The organism is Paralcaligenes ginsengisoli (assembly GCF_054781135.1).
The window spans coordinates 25623-43611 of record NZ_BAAGUZ010000032.1; the positions used below are offsets into that span (position 1 = coordinate 25623).

The 17989-nt window shown below is 57.3% G+C and carries 18 protein-coding genes and 1 tRNA gene; 9 read left to right on the forward strand and 10 right to left on the reverse strand.

The window, feature by feature from the left end:
* Nucleotides 1-6 precede the first annotated feature (6 nt).
* Genes ACYVIS_RS16020 through ACYVIS_RS16035 form a run of 4 tightly spaced genes read left to right on the forward strand, consistent with a single transcriptional unit; the run spans nucleotide 7 to nucleotide 4935 of the window.
* Nucleotides 7-1719 (forward strand): hydantoinase B/oxoprolinase family protein, encoded by a 1713-nt coding sequence (locus tag ACYVIS_RS16020; protein ID WP_232742746.1) that lies wholly within the window; start codon nucleotides 7-9, stop codon nucleotides 1717-1719.
* Between the two features lie 39 nt (nucleotides 1720-1758).
* Nucleotides 1759-3063: an NAD(P)/FAD-dependent oxidoreductase gene (locus ACYVIS_RS16025; RefSeq protein WP_232742745.1), complete on the forward strand. Its 1305-nt coding sequence runs from the start codon at nucleotides 1759-1761 to the stop codon at nucleotides 3061-3063.
* A 2-nt stretch (nucleotides 3064-3065) separates the two neighbouring features.
* On the forward strand, nucleotides 3066-3974 hold the full coding sequence (locus ACYVIS_RS16030; protein WP_232742744.1) for an IclR family transcriptional regulator: 909 nt from the start codon (nucleotides 3066-3068) through the stop codon (nucleotides 3972-3974).
* A gap of 37 nt (nucleotides 3975-4011) precedes the next feature.
* Entirely contained in the window at nucleotides 4012-4935 is a 924-nt protein-coding gene (locus ACYVIS_RS16035) for a DMT family transporter (RefSeq protein ID WP_232742743.1), read from the forward strand.
* 101 nt (nucleotides 4936-5036) lie between these two features.
* Here ACYVIS_RS16035 and ACYVIS_RS16040 read toward each other — a convergent pair whose 3' ends face one another.
* The gene (locus tag ACYVIS_RS16040; RefSeq protein WP_232742742.1) at nucleotides 5037-5201 is read right to left on the reverse strand and encodes a hypothetical protein; all 165 of its coding nucleotides are present in this window, start codon (nucleotides 5199-5201) and stop codon (nucleotides 5037-5039) included.
* A gap of 127 nt (nucleotides 5202-5328) precedes the next feature.
* The gene (locus tag ACYVIS_RS16045) at nucleotides 5329-5442 is read right to left on the reverse strand and encodes a diguanylate cyclase domain-containing protein (RefSeq protein WP_370635923.1); all 114 of its coding nucleotides are present in this window, start codon (nucleotides 5440-5442) and stop codon (nucleotides 5329-5331) included.
* Between the two features lie 36 nt (nucleotides 5443-5478).
* On the opposite strand from ACYVIS_RS16045, the gene ACYVIS_RS16050 reads away from it, so the two are divergent.
* Nucleotides 5479-5901, forward strand: coding sequence for a RidA family protein (locus ACYVIS_RS16050; RefSeq protein WP_232742741.1), 423 nt, complete (start codon nucleotides 5479-5481; stop codon nucleotides 5899-5901).
* 232 nt (nucleotides 5902-6133) lie between these two features.
* Here ACYVIS_RS16050 and ACYVIS_RS16055 read toward each other — a convergent pair.
* From ACYVIS_RS16055 to ACYVIS_RS16065, 3 genes are all read right to left on the reverse strand, one after another.
* Nucleotides 6134-6209: transfer RNA gene (locus tag ACYVIS_RS16055), tRNA-Lys, on the reverse strand.
* An 89-nt stretch (nucleotides 6210-6298) separates the two neighbouring features.
* Complete coding sequence (locus ACYVIS_RS16060; RefSeq protein WP_232742740.1) at nucleotides 6299-6751, reverse strand: c-type cytochrome; 453 nt, start codon at nucleotides 6749-6751, stop codon at nucleotides 6299-6301.
* A gap of 40 nt (nucleotides 6752-6791) precedes the next feature.
* The gene (locus ACYVIS_RS16065) at nucleotides 6792-7778 is read right to left on the reverse strand and encodes a LysR family transcriptional regulator (RefSeq protein WP_232742739.1); all 987 of its coding nucleotides are present in this window, start codon (nucleotides 7776-7778) and stop codon (nucleotides 6792-6794) included.
* Between the two features lie 166 nt (nucleotides 7779-7944).
* On the opposite strand from ACYVIS_RS16065, the gene ACYVIS_RS16070 reads away from it, so the two are divergent.
* Genes ACYVIS_RS16070 through ACYVIS_RS16080 form a run of 3 tightly spaced genes read left to right on the forward strand, consistent with a single transcriptional unit; the run spans nucleotide 7945 to nucleotide 11321 of the window.
* Entirely contained in the window at nucleotides 7945-8949 is a 1005-nt protein-coding gene (locus ACYVIS_RS16070) for a Bug family tripartite tricarboxylate transporter substrate binding protein (protein ID WP_232742738.1), read from the forward strand.
* A 19-nt stretch (nucleotides 8950-8968) separates the two neighbouring features.
* Nucleotides 8969-10684 (forward strand): N-acyl-D-amino-acid deacylase family protein, encoded by a 1716-nt coding sequence (locus tag ACYVIS_RS16075; protein WP_232742737.1) that lies wholly within the window; start codon nucleotides 8969-8971, stop codon nucleotides 10682-10684.
* A 1-nt stretch (nucleotide 10685) separates the two neighbouring features.
* The gene (locus tag ACYVIS_RS16080; protein WP_232742736.1) at nucleotides 10686-11321 is read left to right on the forward strand and encodes a malonic semialdehyde reductase; all 636 of its coding nucleotides are present in this window, start codon (nucleotides 10686-10688) and stop codon (nucleotides 11319-11321) included.
* Here the strand turns inward: ACYVIS_RS16080 and purB are convergent, their stop codons facing one another.
* On the reverse strand, nucleotides 11322-12698 hold the full coding sequence (gene purB, locus ACYVIS_RS16085) for an adenylosuccinate lyase (RefSeq protein ID WP_460874429.1): 1377 nt from the start codon (nucleotides 12696-12698) through the stop codon (nucleotides 11322-11324).
* Nucleotides 12699-12904: 206 nt separating this feature from the next.
* On the opposite strand from purB, the gene ACYVIS_RS16090 reads away from it, so the two are divergent.
* The gene (locus ACYVIS_RS16090) at nucleotides 12905-13519 is read left to right on the forward strand and encodes a glutathione S-transferase N-terminal domain-containing protein (RefSeq protein ID WP_232742735.1); all 615 of its coding nucleotides are present in this window, start codon (nucleotides 12905-12907) and stop codon (nucleotides 13517-13519) included.
* A 36-nt stretch (nucleotides 13520-13555) separates the two neighbouring features.
* Here the strand turns inward: ACYVIS_RS16090 and ACYVIS_RS16095 are convergent, their stop codons facing one another.
* From ACYVIS_RS16095 to glcE, 4 genes are all read right to left on the reverse strand, one after another.
* Entirely contained in the window at nucleotides 13556-14371 is an 816-nt protein-coding gene (locus ACYVIS_RS16095) for a sulfite exporter TauE/SafE family protein (RefSeq protein ID WP_460874420.1), read from the reverse strand.
* A gap of 88 nt (nucleotides 14372-14459) precedes the next feature.
* Nucleotides 14460-15587, reverse strand: a complete 1128-nt coding sequence (gene mnmA / locus ACYVIS_RS16100; protein ID WP_460874421.1) for a tRNA 2-thiouridine(34) synthase MnmA — start codon at nucleotides 15585-15587, stop codon at nucleotides 14460-14462.
* Nucleotides 15588-15629: 42 nt separating this feature from the next.
* Nucleotides 15630-16871, reverse strand: coding sequence for a glycolate oxidase subunit GlcF (glcF, locus tag ACYVIS_RS16105; protein WP_232742732.1), 1242 nt, complete (start codon nucleotides 16869-16871; stop codon nucleotides 15630-15632).
* 9 nt (nucleotides 16872-16880) lie between these two features.
* Nucleotides 16881-17981 carry a glycolate oxidase subunit GlcE gene (gene glcE / locus ACYVIS_RS16110; RefSeq protein ID WP_460874422.1) on the reverse strand — a complete coding sequence of 367 codons (1101 nt, stop codon included), beginning with the start codon at nucleotides 17979-17981 and terminating at the stop codon, nucleotides 16881-16883.
* Nucleotides 17982-17989: the final 8 nt, after the last annotated feature.

A 17989-nucleotide genomic window follows, 5' to 3' on the forward strand; every position in this document is an offset into this window, starting at 1 on the left:
CGTGACATGGATATGAACGCCAAGCACCGGGAAATACCTGCGGCCGGTCCCGCGGACCTGGACCCCATTACAGTTGAAGTCGTGCGCAACAAGCTGGAAGGTATTGCCAATGAAATGGAGATGACGCTACTGAAGAGTTCGTTTTCACCCATTGTCAAAGAAGGGCTGGATGCCTCGGCCAGCCTGTTCACTCCGGACGGCACGACGCTCGCCCAGGCCTGTGCGATTCCAATTCATCTGGCCACGCTTATTCCAGCCGTCGCCGCCATTATCGAGGCTTATCCGGTGGCAACCATGCAGGAAAACGACAGTTATATCATCAACGATCCTTATTGTGGCGGAACCCATCTCCCTGACATCGCTGTTGTGGCGCCGGTCTTCCATCGCGGCCGCGTCATTGCGTTGAGCGGCGCCATGACGCATCACGGCGATGTGGGCGGCATGACGGCCGGCTCGGTTCCGACCAATGCCACTGAAATTTATCAGGAAGGAATCCGCATCCCGCCTCTGAAATTGCGCGTGGCGGGCGCTTATAACGACACACTGGTGAAAATGCTGCGACAAAACGTACGCACGCCAGATGCCTTCATGGGCGACCTGAACGCCGAAATCGCCGCCTGCAACGTGGGTGCCCGGCGTGTCGCCGAGCTCGCCGACGTCTACGGCGCGGGCCATCTCGAGCGCATTTTCCACGATTTGTTGACGCGCTCGGAAATCATGACCCGCAAAGCCTTGCTGGCTATACCTGCGGGCTCATACCATTATGTCGACTACCTCGACAACGACGGTATCGAACTGGACAAGCAGATTCGCATCGAAGTGACCGTTACCGTCAAGGACGGCAATATCGGATTCGACTTCGAAGGGACCAGCCCGCAAGTAAAAGGGCCGATGAACTGCGTGCGGTCCGGCACGCTTGCCGCGGCATGCTATGCAGTGCGGGCCCTCACAGACTCGACCATACCGAACAATGGAGGTTGTTTTCGGCCAATATCGTTGCATCTGCCACCCGGTAGCCTGGTCAACCCGGTGGAGCCCGCTCCGGTGAATGCACGTACCGCGACCATTAAGCGCATTGCCGGCTGCATGCTGGGCGCGCTCGCTCCCGTCATGCCCGGGACGGTGCCGGCGGCTTCGGCCGGCGAGCTGCTGGTCATGGCCTTCGGTGGCCGCAAACCGAGCGGCGAGAAATTCATCATTGGTGAAACGATAGCGGGAGGTAGCGGCGCCTGCATGGATCGCGACGGAGTCGATGTAATCGAGACCGATGCAACCAACTGCATGAACATACCGGCTGAAGCCATTGAAATGGAAGCTCCAATGCGAGTGCATCGGGTTGCGCTGCGCAGTGGATCCGGCGGACCCGGGCTTTTCCGCGGAGGATTGGGTGTCGTGCGCGAATATGAAGTACTTGACGGCGAAATTTCCTTGTCGCACCGCGGCGAACGACATTTCAGCGCCCCCTTGGGGATCGACGGAGGCGGCAATGGCGCAATGGCGCGTTCGGTAATCCATCGCGCCGACGGCAGCCAGGAAGTCATTCCATCGAAGGTGGTTACCCTGTTGTGCAAAGGCGACCGGCTGATCATAGAAACGGCGGGCGGAGGTGGATACGGCGATGCCATGGCCCGTGACCGGCAAAAAGTCCAGGCCGATATAAACGATGGAAAAATCAGCCAGGACATGGCCGATGAGATCTATCGGGCCACACAGTCTTAGGCCCAAAGACACCGTCTCAACCGAAACTGGAGAGCATAATTGGACGCCGCGAAACTCATCAACCACCCCGACTCGGTTTGGGCCGCCACAGCCAATCGGCGCCCGGAACTCCCCTTGCTAAAGGGAGATGTCGAAACCGAAGTCGCCATTATCGGGGGTGGATACAGTGGACTTTCGACGGCTCATCACCTTTCCAAATCCGGTGTCGATTGCGTGGTCATCGAGGCCAACGATGTCGGCTGGGGCGCCAGCGGCCGAAACGGCGGAATGGCGGTGCTGCGCTATAAAAATGGCTATTCCACGCTGGTTGCGCAATTCGGCGACGAGGTCGCGATGCGGCTGTATCAGCTTGTGCTCGAAGCCGTCGACACTCTTGAATCCATCGTTCGCGAATACGGCATAGACTGCGACTTTGCCCGCTACGGCCACATCACGGCAGCCAACGGACGCAAGAATCTGGCGATGCTTCAAGCCGATGTCGATTGGCTGAGTCGGAATAGAAAAGACAACGCCGCATCGATGCTCGATCGTGAGCAAATGCGCGAACAGGTCGGCACTTCCGTTTATCCGGGAGGGTACCTGGATCCCCGATCTGCGGGTATTCATCCGCTTAATTATGCCCGCGGGCTGGCCGCGGGCTTGAGCCAAAAAGGAATTCCGATTTATGTGGGAAACCCGGTCGACTCGATCAGGCGCGAGCCCACGGGCATAATCCTTACAACACCCGCCGGACGTGTTCACGCCAAGAAACTTGTCATTGCGACCAATGCGTATACCGACCTGATGCAATTGGGGGTCAATCTCAGCCGTCGCATCGTTCCTGTATCCACATCGGTGCTGGCGACCGCCCCGCTCGCTCCGGAGCTTGCGAGCCGCATTCTGGCCGGAGGCCGCCTGGTAACCGATACCCGTCATCTGGTGAACTATTTCCGCATGCTTCCCGGCAACCGCCTGCTCTATGGCGGACGGGGGGATATCACCGGCAAGGAATCGCCGGATATCTATCGCGGGCTGCATAAAGCGCTCATCAGGACTTTCCCGTCCTTATCCGAGACGGACATCGAGTTTCGATGGTCGGGAAAGGTAGCGGTGACATTAGATGATTTCCCTCATTTCGGCAGTCTTGAAGAGCGGATTTTTTACGCGATCGGGTATGGCGGCCGCGGAGTGGCGCTTACGAATCTGTTCGGCAAGCTGCTCGCACGCATGGTACAAGGTGAAGCCATAGCTGCCGGCCCCTTGAATTCGGCACGTTTCGAACCTATCCCATTTCATCGTTGGCGCATTCCAGGGATGCAGGCGGTAGCCGGATATTATTGGCTGCTGGATAAACTGGAGCAGTAGCTATGAATGCATTTGAAATCATCCCGCCCGAAGAAGGCCGCGATCAAAAAGAGGATACTGCTTTGGATATGAAAGAATCGGCACTATTCAATCAATCATTGGAAAAAGGGTTCGCCGTGCTCCAGGCGTTCGGCGCCGAGCATCCCTCTATGAACTTGCCCGAAATCGCCAGTGCCGTGGGCATTACAAAAAGCACTGCGCAGCGGCTGGCATTCACGCTCGAGGCCTTGGGATACTTACGCAAGGATCCGCAGACCAAGCGATTCTCGCTCGCGCCCAAATCCCTCGGATTCGCCTACCGCTACCTATTGGCAAGCCCCCTGGTTGAACGGGCGAATCCCTACCTGCTCGAGCTGAATCAGAAAATTCGCGAAACCGTAAATCTGTCCGAACCGGAAGGGTTGGAAATGGTGTTCGCCGCCAGATTCCCCAGCCCCACGCACAGTATCGTCCATATGCCTGTGGGCAGAAGGCTGCCCATGTTTTGCACCGCTTCGGGCCGCGCATATATGTCGGCCCTTCCCGACGCCGAGGCACGAGCCATGCTGGACGCTTCGGACCGGATCAAATACACGCCCACGACCAAGACCGATGTCGAGAAGCTGATGGCTTTGGTGCTGGAAGCCCGAGAAAACGGGTATGCGTGGGCGAACCAGGAATACTATCGCGGCGACCTGAATATCGCCGTGCCATTGCTCGATGCTTCCGGGCGCCCTGTCGCGGCGATCAATGTCTCGGTCGCCTCAAGCCGCTGGACTCTCGAAACCTTACGCGAAAAAGGCGCGCCCATGCTTATCGAAGCCGCACGAAAGATTTCCACGTCGCCGCCTACCCGCAGCGCATTGGCGCCATTCCATCGCGGCTACGGAATATCCGACCCACCCAGGTCCAAACGCAACAAGCCCGTCTGATGGCGGTTGCCCGGCTCACTATCGATACGGCGATTTTGTGAAATCGACTGACGATATCCCTTCCTGGACCACGTATCTGTTGCTGGCCATAACGGTTTTCGCATGGGGGGCAAATTATCCCTTGATGAAGCTGGCACTGTCCGATATGCCACCATTGGCCTTCACCGCACTACGACTATGGGGAGCCTCCGCCGTGCTGGCCGCGGTGTTGCTGGTATCACGGACGGGGCCATTGCTGCCCATTCGCGGAGAGCGTCTGCCGCTTGCCATTGTCGGCCTCTTCCAAGTTGGGGCCATGCTTGGCTTGACCATAGTGGGAATGGGCAGCGTGCCAGCCGGACGAACTGTATTGCTGGTTTACACCATGTCGCTTTGGGCTGTCCCCATCGGACGAGCCTTGCTCGGCGAGAAAATCAATTTCCTGCGGCTCTTGGGAGTACTAATTGGCTTGATGGGTCTGCTGGTTTTTTTCAACCCCTTGGTTATCGATTGGCATCGAGGTGGCGCCGTGCTGGGCAGTGGTTTGATACTGGCAGGGTCGATGTCATGGGCGTTCGGCTCGTGCCTGTATCGCCGCAAGCGCTGGTCATCGGGTTTCGTATCGCAGACCTTATGGCAGCTTCTTGTCGCGTCCGTACCTATTGCCGTGCTGAGCCTCGTTCTGGAGCGCACCGAGGCAATGAACATCACTGCCCGGCTATCGCTTATCGTCGCCTATAACTGGGTGGTGCCCACCGCGCTCGCAATGTGGTGCTGGAACCGAGTTCTATCTGTCATGGCGGTATCTACGGCCGGGCAATTCTTGTTATTGACTCCGCTTGTCGGGTTCTGGTTAAGCATAGTCTTTCTCAACGAAACCATGTCCCGCGCATTGATTGTCAGCGCGATATTGATCATGATTGGTTTATTTGTCACGATACGCGCCGAAACGCCACACCAGGACAAAAAGCACCGGCCCTGAGCAGCAAGTTCATCATCCGACGTGTATTTCCTTAGACGTAAAAAAAAAGCCGCCTCGCGGGCGGCATTCGGATGAGAGTCCAAACCAAACAATGGCTACCCTCAGCAATTCCCTTTTTTGGCCTGCCCCGGGGGACAGAAACCGCCATTACGATTGTCGTGCGGGTTTCGATCATAGTACCCATCATGATCGCGGTAATGGCCGCGCTCATAGGCCACGCAGCCCGACAAGGTCGACAGCATGACAGCGATTAGCAAAAGTTTCATCACATCCTCTTTGTGTGTTGTTATCTGTTTTCAGTTTACCGAAATGACACGTTCGGATGCCTTGCAAAAGGTAACGAGACGATTCGAAGCCTGGGATCTGTTTATTTATGGGGGACTGATTCCTCAATTATGCCAACCCAACGCAATTACGCCCACTCGCTTTGGCTCTATACAATGCCTGATCGGCTTTCACCAGCAGTGTTTCTAATGAGTGGCCCTGAGAAGGGTCAACATGTGCCACAGACGATGAACTGCACCTTCATTAAAGGAGCTGAGTATGCTCGAAACCTTTGAAAAGCAACATTACAGCTATGCCGAGTGGTCGCGAGGACTATTCTCGGAAATCGTGACGGTGAAAGGGCCCGGCAAGTTATTGTTTCTTTCTGGCATTGGTGGGGAAGATAGTAATGGAAAGGCTGGCACAATCATGCATCTGGGCGATGTGTATAGTCAGACGCGGATAGCCTTCGAGAAAGCGAGCCACGTCCTCGCCAAGCATGGAGCAACACTGGCGGATGTCGTCAAGATCACAGCGTATTTGCTGGATACCCGAGAATTTCCAAACTACCACCGAGCGCGCAGCGAAGCATTTCAGAATTCACCGACTATTCCAGCTCATACACTATTGGCCGTAAACGGCCTCGCCTGGCCGGGCATGCTAATGGAAGTCGATATCACTGCGGTTATCGCCGATCAGTGACAGAAGCCATAAACGCAAAAAGTACCACCAGCCTTTTCACGGGAGGGGCTGGCTGTGTTGTTTTGACGGGGCGTGGTTACCAATGCGACTGGCCAAATAGCCGGACGGCTATTCAACATGCGCCTGAAAATCGGCGCTTGATGAATGCCGGACATGCGGCAACATCTCATATCGCGTCACACACAGACGAAAAAGCGGGCTGCGTAAAAACTACGCAACCCGCATGGATACTTGGTGGGCTGTGAGCGGCTCGAACGCTCGACCTACGGATTAAGAGTCCGCTGCTCTACCAACTGAGCTAACAACCCGATTTGACCGGATGCCTGTCTTTACAGAACCATAAAAACCGGTCAAGGCCGAGATTATATTACAAATCTGGCAATCGTTTTAAATCAGGCTATTTTTTCTTGCGATACGAGTCGTGGCAGGACTTGCAGCTTTTACCCACATCGCCGAAAGCGACCCTGAACGCGTCGAAGTCTCCCGCATCGGCCGCGGCTGTCAGCTTTTTCATACTGGTATGCAGCTTATCTTCCGCCTGCTTGAAACCTTCGGGATCCAGCCAGATATCGTCCTTTGCATCGCCGCCCTCAGTGCCGGGACCAAACCCCGCCCAGGGCAAAGTGACCAGAATATTCAGCAAGGCCACATTTTCTTTGATCTTTTGCTTATCGTAAGGAATTTGGCCTTTGACCACCGGAACCATGCGCCCGAAATGCGAACCCATTAATGTCATGGCCGATTCGCGATACTCCCTGGCATCCTTGCTCTTGGAAAATTGCGCCACGGCAGGTGTGGATAGGGCTGTAACCAACGCTGCAACGGCAATTAAACCAAGCTTCTGTGTCATACGAAATCTCCTATACCAAACAAGTGAAAGGAAAAATGGATCATTGCATAATCTTGCGGGGCCGATGCTTGACGGCTTGCCTAAGCTCCTCGGACGAAGCATCGCCGCCCTTTTGCCCGGCTGCTGTCGGCAGCAAAGCATAAATCAAGGCAATGACTCTTTCCGCGGCCGGAGACAAGGTGCGGCGTTCGCGATGAATAATACTGTATGTCAAGGTGCCGGACGCGGAATAGGCCAATGGCAATGGCTGCAACAGTCCTGCATCGATCTGGTGTTGAATGGCTTCGTGGGTGGAAAATAACACCATATCACTATTCAGCGCCACATCCCGCAGAGTCGCCACGCTGTCGCACTCCAGACCTATAGGTAAAAGATCAGGGCTTGTCACCCGATACAAGCGAGCCAGGTGCTCGCGCGCGCGCAGCGGCAGATCTGTTGCAGCAAGACGATACTGGTTCAGCATGCCGCGCAAATCAGCTCGGCGCACCTTGAGCAGCGGATGGCCTCGGCGCACAAACAAACCCCCGTGCTGAGGAGGCAGGGGCCTGGCAGTGAACTCGGATGATGGAGGCAGGCTATGCGTCACGGCCACGACAAAATCCAGCTTGTCTTGCCGCAGTTTATCGAGCAATCGCTGCCAGCTTTCGATTTCGACATGCACGCTCAGGCCGGGATGCTCGCGTGCCAACTGCATGAGCAGCGGCGACAGAAAGCCGTCCGCAGGAAAAACGCCGACTCCAAACACCACACGTCCTGTGTCAAAGCCGCGGATCAATTCAGCCTCGCGTCGCAACGCGGCGGCCTCTCCCAAAATGCGACGCGCATATTCCATCACCATCTGGCCCGTTTGGGTCAAGGCCATGCCGCTGGATGTGCGATCCACCAGCTTAAGCCCCAGTGCATCTTCCAGGGACTGGATACTACGACTCAGCGCAGATTGCGTCAGATGCAGGCGCAAAGCCGCCCGCGAATAATTTCGCTCTTCGACCAGCGCTGAAAAGTGTGTCAAGGCCCGCAAACTGAGCATTATGTATTTTTCTCATGAAATATAGGATAAATATGCATTTGATTTGAGATTTACGCAAGAATAAAGTTGTTTCGCCGATCAGTTGGATACTGACCTGTCCAGCTCGACACAATGCAAAATGACACGACCTGTCGGCAGGCATCACTACTACCTTCAAGGAGGAGACATGAATAGTAAATTCCTTAATACGACAAAACATACTTTCATCAGCTGTGCCCTGGCCGCCCTGGGCCTCCTGACCCTGCAAACGGCAACAGCAGAAACATCGTGGCCCGCCGCAGGCAGGCCCATCAAAGTCATCGTGCCGTTCCCGGCAGGTTCGGGTTCAGACACACTGGCGCGCATGCTGGCCCAAAAGGTGTCGGAACAGACGGGATCGTCCGTTATCGTTGAAAACAAGCCCGGGGCAAGCACGATCATCGGTGCCACCGATGTGGCTCGCGCCGCTCCAGACGGCTACACGCTGCTGTACACCATCGTCGTTACCCATACGCAAAATCCTCATCTGTACAAAAAACTGCCGTACTCCCCCTTCAAGGACTTCACCCCCATCGAGCAGTTCGTGCGATCCGCCACCATTCTGGAAGCGAACAAGAATGCGCCCTTCAACACGACCAAAGAGATGATCGCCTACGCCAAGGCACATCCGGGGAAATTGAACTTCGGCTCCTACAGTATTGGCTCAACCTCGCATTTGAACGGTGAGATACTGAAAACGCAGGCTGGTATCGATATTGTTCATGTGCCCTACAAAGGCACTGCCGATGCCGGCCGCGCCCTTCTTGCCGGCGAAGTTCAAGTCTATTTCGACGGCACCGCCACCGCCGTCGAAAACTTTCGCGCCCACAAAGTCAAGCTGTTGGGGACGGCAACCCCTCGCCGTCTTAAAGTCCTTCCCGATCTACCTACCTTTGACGAGCAAGGCATTCCCGGTCTGGATGTCGTGGGATGGCAGGGCCTGTTCGGCCCCGGCAATATGCCTCCTGAATTGGCCGAGAAAATCGCCGCGGTGTTTCGCACCGCCTTGAAATCGCCCTCCATCGTCAAAATGGTCGAATCTCAAGGCAATGACATCAGTGGCGCGGGTCCAAAAGAATTCAACAAAATTGTGCACGACGACTACAAACGCTGGGGCGAAGTCATCAAGCACGCCAACATCACACTCGACTGAACATCCTGGAGAAATTAGCATGCATGACCTTGCCATTCGCGGAGGCACCCTGGTCGACGGCAGCGGCAATGCCTCGTACACCGGCGATCTGGCCGTCAATGACGGACTCATCGTCCAGGCGGGCTCTAAAATCGGGCAAGCCAAACGGGAAATCGACGCCACCGGCTGCCTGGTTACCCCGGGCTGGGTCGATATCCATACCCATTACGACGGGCAGGCTACCTGGGATCCGTATCTCAGCCCTTCCACCTGGCACGGGGTGACCACAGCCATCATGGGCAATTGCGGTGTCGGGTTCGCCCCGGTCAAGCAGGAACGGCGCGAATGGCTAATCAAAGTCATGGAAGGCGTGGAAGATATTCCTGGAAGCGTGCTGTCGGAAGGCATTCAATGGGACTGGGAAACCTTTCCCGAATACCTTGATGCGCTGGAACGGCGTCCCAAGGCACTGGATATCGGGGCGCAAATCCCACACTCGGCCGTACGAGCCTATGTGATGGGGGATCGCGCGATTCATCACGACGAAGCTTCGCCGGCCGATCTCGTCGCTATGCGACAAGTCGTGCGCGAGGGGCTTGAGGCTGGCGCGGTGGGGTTCTCGACCGCACGCACTTTTTTGCACAAATACGACGAGCGTAAATATCCACCGGGTACTTTTGCGACGGAAGAAGAGCTCATGGCTCTGGGCAGCGTACTAGGGGAAGTTGGCCATGGGGTCTTTCAGATGACGGCCAATCATCCCGCCATGGAGCAGGAAATCCCCTGGCTGGAACAACTGGCGCGGCACAATCGCTTGCCCGTCCTGTTCAATTTGCAACAAACAGACCCCGCCCCCGATGTCTGGAAACAATTGCTTCATACGCTGGACCGTGCTCGCGATCAGGGCGTCCAGCTAATGGGAGGAATCAGCGGGCGCCCCTTGGGAATTCTGTTTTCCTGGCAAAGCACCCTGCATCCCTTTATGTCGCACCCCACATACCAAGCTATGCAGCACCTGCCGTTCGATCAGATTCTGACTCGTCTGCGCACCCCTGAGGTTCGTCAGAGAATCATGAACGAGCAGGCGGGCCTGCGGGATCGCCGAGCCGAAACGCTATTCAGCAGCTTTCACAAAATATACCCTCTCGGTACAGAACCCGATTACGAGCCTTTGGCGGAAAACAGTGTCGCGGCCATGGCCGAGCGTAGCGGACGCCCTCCACTCGAGATCATCTACGATCTGATGTTGAACAATAACGGCGAAGCGATTCTGTACTACCCGTCATTCAATTATTCCTATGGGCACCTTGACCACCTCCATCAGCTTTTACAGCATGACAATACCGTCAATAGCCTATCCGACGGCGGCGCTCATTGCGGCTATATCTGCGATGTCAGCATGCCCACATTCATGCTCAGCTACTGGACCCGGGATCGGACCCGAGGTCCTCAGTTGCCGCTTGAGTTCGTAGTCAAGCGCCAAACCGCCGACACGGCGCGCGTATATGGCTTGCACGACCGTGGCTTGCTTCAACCGGGGTACAAGGCAGACATCAACGTCATTGACCCTCGGGCTTTGAAACTGCATGGCCCCGAAATGCGCTTCGACCTGCCCGGCGGCGGGCGCCGCCTGGTACAACGGGCCGATGGCTATGTGGCTACCATCGTCAATGGAGAGCCCATATTTGAAAATGGGCAGGCCACCGGCGTGCTGCCGGGCCGCCTGCTTCGAGGCCAAAAGGCGAGGCATGCCTGACATGAATCCGCCCAATTCCCTCAGGCATGAAAGCCAAGACCACAACTCTGAACGACTCGATGATCAAAGCCTGAATCGGTTATTCCGCCATGCGCGCACGCACCGCGCATGGCAACAACGCGGCATACCCATGCCGCTGTTGCACGAATTGTATTCTTTGATGGTCCAAGGACCGACCTCCGCCAATTGCCTGCCCGCGCGAATCATCTTCCTATGCAGCGCCGAAGCCAAAGAGCGGCTATTGCCGCTAATGGCCGCGGGCAACCGGGAACAAACAAGGCTTGCTCCGGTAACCGCGATTGTCGGTTATGACCTGCGGTTTTACGAGCAGTTGTTCAAACTATATCCGCATCAGCCGGAAGCCAGCTCGTGGTTCAGCGCAACGCCGGTTACGGCGCGCGAAACAGCCTTGCGCAACGGCAGCCTGCAAGGCGGTTACCTTATATTGGCCGCCCGGGCCCTGGGCCTGGATTGCGGACCTATGGGAGGCTTTGATGGAGAGGCGGCAGCACGGGAATTTTTCCCCGGCAAGCCCTGCGAAGTGAACTTTATATGCAATTTGGGATACGGCATGCCGGCACGCCTGCACCCGCCATTACCCAGACTGGCCTTCAACGAAGCCTGTGCCATAGTCTGATCACACCCGCTTGGCCAGCTCCGCCGCCAGGCCCACATAAGAACGCGGTGTCATGGCCAGCAGGCGCGCCTTGGGCTCGGGCGGTAGATCGAGCCCGGTGATGAATTCGCGCAAGCCTTCTTCATTGATGCCTTTGCCGCGAGTCAGCGCCTTGAGCTGCTCGTAAGGCTGAGGCAGCCCGTAACGGCGCATCACGGTTTGCACAGGCTCTGCCAGAACCTCCCAGCAGCCATCGATGTCGGCATCGATGGCACCCGCGTTCAGCTCGAGCTTGCTCATGCCCTTCATACATGCATCCCATGCGACAGCGCAGTAGCCGAGCGCCACACCCAGATTGCGCAACACGGTAGAGTCGGTCAGGTCGCGCTGCCAGCGCGACACCGGCAGCTTCTCGGACAGATGGCGCAAGACAGCATTGGCCAGGCCCAGGTTGCCTTCGGAATTCTCGAAATCGATGGGATTGACTTTGTGCGGCATGGTGGACGAACCCACCTCGCCTTCTTTCAGTCGCTGTTTGAAGTAGCCCAGCGAAATATAGCCCCAGATATCGCGATCCAGATCGAGCATGATGGTATTGGCGCGCGCCACCGCATCGAACAGGGCGGCCATCCAGTCGTGCGGTTCAATCTGTATGGTGTAGACGTTTTGCGTCAAACCCAGGCCCGACAGGGTCTTGGCGCTGAACGCGGGCCAGTCGATTTCCGGATAAGCGGACAAATGAGCGTTGTAGTTGCCCGTGGCGCCATTGAGCTTGGCCAGCGGCTCGACCGCCTGGATAGCGGCAATGGCCCGCTCCAGCCGAGCAGCCACATTGGCAAACTCCTTGCCCAGCGTGGTGGGGCTGGCCGGTTGGCCATGCGTGCGCGAGAGCATGGGTTGATCCGCAAACTGCCGAGCCAGGGATTTCAGGCGCGCATGCACGTCGTTCAGGCGCGGCACAATAAAGCCGGAGCGGGCCCGCGTCAGCATGAGCGCATGCGAGGTATTGTTGATGTCCTCGGAGGTGCAGGCGAAGTGGATGAACTCGCTGGCGCCGGCAAGTTCGGCGTTATCGGCCACACGCTCTTTTAGCCAGTACTCGACCGCCTTGACGTCGTGGTTGGTGGTTTTTTCAATCTCTTTGATCAATGCGGCATCGCGTTCGGAGAAATTCGCGACGAGCTCGCGCAGCTCGGCGCGAGCGGCTTCCGAAAATGGCGCCAACTCGGGCAAACCGGCGTCGGACAGGCCTATCAGCCAGGCAACCTCGACCTCGACGCGATGAGCCATGAAAGCCGCTTCCGACAGCACGCCTCGCAGCGCCTGCCCTTTGGCGGCATAACGCCCATCCAGGGGGGACAAGGCGTTCAGGTGACTAAGTTGTTCGGCAATCTGCATCGAGGACTCGCGTAGGGGAAAAATCAAACGGAAATTTTAACATCGACCTAGTTATGGGATTTTCCGCAGCCTTTGCCGGCAAACCGCATATAAACCACACATTGACACTTTCTGACATACCTCGTACGGCTTAGTTCGCGCTCCGTCACAAATTGGCGGCGTTATCCTGCTATACTTTTTTCGCCCATAACCATCCCCGCGTCCCCATGAAACTGATTGGTTCCCTGACTAGCCCGTATGTACGCAAAGTGCGCGTCGTCATGGCCGAAAAAAAGCTCGATTACGAATTTGTGCTGGAAAATGTGTGGGCGGAAGATACAAAAATCCAGGAATCCAACCCACTGGGCAAAGTCCCCTGTCTGCTGATGGACGACGGCGGCAGCCTTTTTGACTCCCGCGTCATTGTCGAATACCTGGACACGCTTTCCCCGGTGGGGCGCCTGATTCCCCAGGCCGGCCGCGACCGCACCGCTACCAGGTGCTGGGAAGCCATAGCCGACGGCGTGCTCGACGCGGCGGTTGCCATCAATATCGAAACCAACCGACGGGCCGCCAATTTACGCAGCGAAGACTGGATCGATCGCCAGAGCAAGAAAATCTCGGCGGCGCTGGAATTCATGGATCAAGGCTTGAACACCCAGGCATTCTGCATGGGCGTCAACTTCAGCCTGGCCGATATCTCTGTAGGCTGCGCGCTGGGTTACCTGGACCTGCGTTTCGATCACCTGAACTGGCGCAAACAATACGGACACTTGGCCCGCCTGGAAGAAAAACTGGCAATCCGCCCGTCTTTTTCCGGTACGCTACCGCCTCAAAAATAGCCCGCGTGTGCGGGCTGCCTTCCAGCCCGAAAGCCATCATTCAAACGCCCTATACGCACCGTACAACATATACGCAGCCAGGGAAAACAACAGGCAGGCAAAGACCCGTTTCAGGGTGGCGACCGGCCAACGATGCGCGCAGCGCGCGCCGAACGGGGCGGTCAGCACGCTCATGGCCGATAAAACGAGCAGCGCAGGCCAATATACATACCCCAGCATGCCAGGCTGGCCCTGCACTTCCTTGAAACCGGAAAAAATATAGCCAAGGCTATTGGCCACTGCAATGAAAAAACCCAGCGCCGCCGACGTGGCCACGGCGTGACGCACCGCCACACTGCAGCGGGTCATGAACGGTACCGATAAAAACCCGCCACCGGCGCCCAGCAAGCCCGAGGCGAAACCGATAGCCACACCCACCCCCGCCGTCGCCGCCTTGCCAGGCATTTGCCGTGGAATGGCGGGTGGCTTGGCCACCAGCATGCGCAGCCCCGAATAGCCCACAAACAGGCCAAAAAACAAGGACAGCCATGCACCGCTGAGATAGGAAAAAACCGCTCCGCCGGAAATCAGGCCGCCCACGATCATGCCCGGAGCCATGACCCCCACGATGTCCCAGCGAATTGCCCCCTTGGCGTGATGGGCCCGCACGCTGGAAATCGAGGTAAAAATAATCGTGGTCATGGAAGTGGCAATCGCCGCATGCACGACCAGCGAATCGGGAACCCCAAACAGCGGGAACAGCATGGTCAGAAAAGGCACCAGCATCATTCCGCCGCCTATTCCCAGCAGCCCTGCCGCAAAACCGACAATGCATCCGAGAAACAGCAAGCTGATAATAAAGACCAGATCCATAATTACCCTGAAGATTCAACACATCGTGGTTTGGGGCGCGGCAGTTCAAGTCGCGATTCGACGCGGCTCCTGAAAAACAGGCGCCTGCCTAGGGCGATGCAATAAAACCGCCGCCCAGACACACATCGCCCGCATATAGTACGGCAGATTGCCCGGGGGTCACGGCCCACTGCGGGTCGTTAAAACTCAAGGCAAACTTGTCCGAGGCAGGCCCCCGCAACACACAGGCCGCATCGGCCTGCCGATAGCGGGTCTTGGCCGTGTACGCGCCTGGTTCGGGAACCTGCCCCGACACCCAGCTCGCTTCCTGCGCTTGAAGCTGCTGCGCCAGCAGCCAGGGGTGATCGTGCCCCTGCACAACATACAAGGTATTGTTTTCGAGATCTTTGCGCGCCGTATACCAGGCGTCAGCCGTTCCGTCGTCGCGCTGCCGCCCCTTTACGCCACCGATGCCCAGGCCTTTGCGCTGGCCAAGGGTATAAAAGGACAGGCCATGATGCTGGCCCACAGTCGCGCCCTCCGCGGTCTTGATGGGGCCGGGCTGGGTAGGTAGGTAGCGATTGAGAAACTCGCGAAACGGACGCTCGCCTATGAAGCAGATACCCGTGGAATCCTTTTTTGCGGCATTGGGCAAGTGCAGCGACCGCGCAACGCTGCGCACTTCCGTTTTGGGCATTTCGCCCAGAGGAAACAGCGTTCGGGCTAATTGCTCCTGATTGAGCCTATGCAGGAAATAGCTTTGATCCTTGGTCAAGTCCAGGGCCTTGAGCAATTCGTAACGCATGCCCTGGCCCGTTTCCACACCCCGCACTCGCGCATAGTGTCCGGTCGCGATCAGGTCCGCCCCCAAAGACATGGCGTGGTCCAGAAAGGCCTTGAACTTGATTTCCGCATTGCAGAGTACATCGGGATTGGGCGTGCGGCCCGCCGAATATTCGCGCAAGAAATCGGCGAAGACGCGATCTTTGTATTCAGCGGCAAAATTCACGGCCTCGATATCGACGCCGATCAAATCGGCAACACTGGCCGCATCCAGCCAGTCCTGACGCGTCGAACAGTATTCCGAATCGTCGTCGTCCTCCCAGTTTTTCATGAACAGCCCAAGAACTTCATAGCCTTGCTGTTTCAGCAGCCACGCCGTAACCGAGGAATCGACCCCTCCCGACATGCCAACGACTACGCGCCCTTTCGATTTCGATGCAGATAATTTAACCATCGAGGTATTTTAAACTTATCCGGCCCAATATCGGGCACCGGCCTATGCCGCGGCTTTCGCCTGTGCAAGAGCCTGGTCGACGACTTCGACCCAATGCCGCACAGGCGTGGCCGTTCCGCTTTGCAAGTGTCCAATACAACCGATATTGGACGAAACGATGCAATCGGGCTGGGCCGCGGCCAGGGCCTGCAGCTTGCGATCTCGCAAGGCTTTGGACAACTCGGGCTGTGTCACGGAATACGTGCCGGCCGACCCGCAGCACAAATGCGATTCGGCGAAAGCATGCAGCTCGAAGCCCAGGTCCGCAAGCAGGCGCTCGGTCAGGCCGCGCAGGCCCTGCCAGTGCTGCAGCGTGCAGGGGGGATGGAAGGCAACGCGCTCGGGCAAGCCAAGCATGGCAGGCTTCAAGGCCTCCGCGTGTGGCGCAACAAGCTCGGCAATATCCCGTACTTTGTCGACGACACGCAAGGCCTTGACCACATAATGCGGATCGAAGCGCAAATGATGAGCATATTCTTTGACCATCGCCCCGCAGCCCGACGCATTCATGACTACCGCCTCGACGGCGCCGCTATCAAGCAGGGGCAGCCACGCATCGATGTTGGCACGCATTTGCGCCAGCGCAGCCTCTTGTGCGTCCAGATGAAAATTGATGGCACCGCAGCAGCCGGCGCCCGCGACGACCTGGGTACCGATCCCGATCGCATCCAGGACGCGTATCGTGGCTGCATCGATCGTCGGCATCATGGCCGGCTGCACACACCCGGCCAGCATCAGAACCTGCCGCGCGTGCCGGGAGCCATCGGGCAGCACGCCCGCCGGGCGAGCCTCTGGAATCTTGTTTTTCAGCGTCTCGGGCAGCACGCCCCGCACCAGTCGGCCCAATTTGTAGGCTGGCTCGAAAACCGGCGAATTCAGTGTATGGCGCAAAACGGCACGCGTGGCCTTTTGGGCCAAGGGGCGCTCAACCTTCTGATCGACCAGATTGCGCCCGATATCGATCAGGGCGCCATATTCGACCCCGGAAGGACAGGTGGTTTCGCAATTGCGGCATGTCAGGCAGCGATCCAGATGCTGCTGAGTCGCCACAGTGGGCTCGACGCCTTCGAGGACTTGCTTGATCAGATAGATGCGCCCCCGGGGACTGTCGAGTTCGTCTCCCAGAATCTGATACGTAGGGCATGTTGCCAGACAGAAGCCGCAATGCACGCAGCGACGCAGAATTTCTTCGGCCTCTTTGCCCAGTTCGGTATCACGCGCCCATGATGCTAAGTTTGTTTGCACAGCTAAACCTCAAAATTCGGGAAACAGACGTTTTGGATTGAAAATACCCATTGGATCGAGTTCTTGTTTCAGACGGCGGGACACACTCATCAGGCCGGCATCGAGGGGGTGAAACACGGGAACATCGAGCCGTGCTGGATCATAGCGAAACACAGTGGCGTGCCCGCCCAGCCCGGCTACCTGCTCGCGCAGATCGTTGCCCGATGCAACCTTCGATAACCAGCGCTGGCCGCCATTCCACTCAATCAGCGTGGGTCCAAGACCCAAAGGCGAAACCTGGGGAGGCACGGCAACGCGCCATAACGGCACTGCCTGAAAGAAAGAATGCGTCTGATCGCGCAGGCTATTCCAGAATGCCTGCGCCTCGTGCGGGTCAACAAGCTGGCCGCCGATTTTTTGCAAGCCGCTGGCGACGGCGGGCGTGCTTCCCGATACTCGCACCCAAAGCCGGCCTTCTTTTTCGTCGCCCGTTGCGTGCCAGCACGTGGCGGAAATAGGTAAAGGCTGGCCACGCCAACGATTAAAGGATTCCAGCGCTTCGGTTTCCGTACACGCAAGCACCACCGTACTTTCCTGGAAGGGCTTGGGCGCAACTTTGAGGGACACTTCGACCAAGGCTCCAAAAATACCCATTGATCCTGCCAGCAGGCGCGATACATCGTAGCCGGCCACGTTTTTCATGACCTCGCCGCCAAACTCGAGCACTATGCCTGATGAATCGAGCAACTTGGCTCCCAAAACGAAATCGCGCAGGCTGCCCGCCGCCATGCGCCGCGGGCCCGCCAGGCCGGAAGCCACGCACCCACCCAGCGTGGAAGCAGGGCTGAACCGGGGCGGCTCGAATGCCAGCATCTGGTTCTGTTCATCGAGTGTCCGTTCGATATCGGACAGCAGCGTTCCCGCCCGAGCCGTGATGACCAATTCGGAAGGCTGGTAATTGACAATGCCGCAGTAGCCCGATAAATCGAGTACTACATGACTGTTGAGATCTTCGAGATCGGTGGCTTCGCCATAAAACCGCTTGCTTGCGCCGCCACGAATATGCAAGGGACGTTGCGCGGCACGAGCGGTCATGACCTGTTCGCTCAATTCCGATAAAACAAACTCCATTTGTGACT

What these genes read in the sequence shown, in the direction of transcription:
- ACYVIS_RS16095 (WP_460874420.1), bottom strand. Translation starts at nt 14,371, where the DNA reads ATGGATCTGGTCTTTATTATCAGCTTGCTGTTTCTCGGATGCATTGTC.
- ACYVIS_RS16075 (WP_232742737.1), top strand. Translation starts at nt 8,969, where the DNA reads ATGCATGACCTTGCCATTCGCGGAGGCACCCTGGTCGACGGCAGCGGC.
- ACYVIS_RS16065 (WP_232742739.1), bottom strand. Translation starts at nt 7,778, where the DNA reads ATGCTCAGTTTGCGGGCCTTGACACACTTTTCAGCGCTGGTCGAAGAG.
- ACYVIS_RS16050 (WP_232742741.1), top strand. Translation starts at nt 5,479, where the DNA reads ATGCTCGAAACCTTTGAAAAGCAACATTACAGCTATGCCGAGTGGTCG.
- ACYVIS_RS16030 (WP_232742744.1), top strand. Translation starts at nt 3,066, where the DNA reads ATGAATGCATTTGAAATCATCCCGCCCGAAGAAGGCCGCGATCAAAAA.
- ACYVIS_RS16040 (WP_232742742.1), bottom strand. Translation starts at nt 5,201, where the DNA reads ATGAAACTTTTGCTAATCGCTGTCATGCTGTCGACCTTGTCGGGCTGC.
- purB (WP_460874429.1), bottom strand. Translation starts at nt 12,698, where the DNA reads ATGCAGATTGCCGAACAACTTAGTCACCTGAACGCCTTGTCCCCCCTG.
- glcE (WP_460874422.1), bottom strand. Translation starts at nt 17,981, where the DNA reads ATGGAGTTTGTTTTATCGGAATTGAGCGAACAGGTCATGACCGCTCGT.
- ACYVIS_RS16070 (WP_232742738.1), top strand. Translation starts at nt 7,945, where the DNA reads ATGAATAGTAAATTCCTTAATACGACAAAACATACTTTCATCAGCTGT.
- mnmA (WP_460874421.1), bottom strand. Translation starts at nt 15,587, where the DNA reads ATGGTTAAATTATCTGCATCGAAATCGAAAGGGCGCGTAGTCGTTGGC.
- ACYVIS_RS16020 (WP_232742746.1), top strand. Translation starts at nt 7, where the DNA reads ATGGATATGAACGCCAAGCACCGGGAAATACCTGCGGCCGGTCCCGCG.
- ACYVIS_RS16060 (WP_232742740.1), bottom strand. Translation starts at nt 6,751, where the DNA reads ATGACACAGAAGCTTGGTTTAATTGCCGTTGCAGCGTTGGTTACAGCC.
- ACYVIS_RS16090 (WP_232742735.1), top strand. Translation starts at nt 12,905, where the DNA reads ATGAAACTGATTGGTTCCCTGACTAGCCCGTATGTACGCAAAGTGCGC.
- ACYVIS_RS16080 (WP_232742736.1), top strand. Translation starts at nt 10,686, where the DNA reads ATGAATCCGCCCAATTCCCTCAGGCATGAAAGCCAAGACCACAACTCT.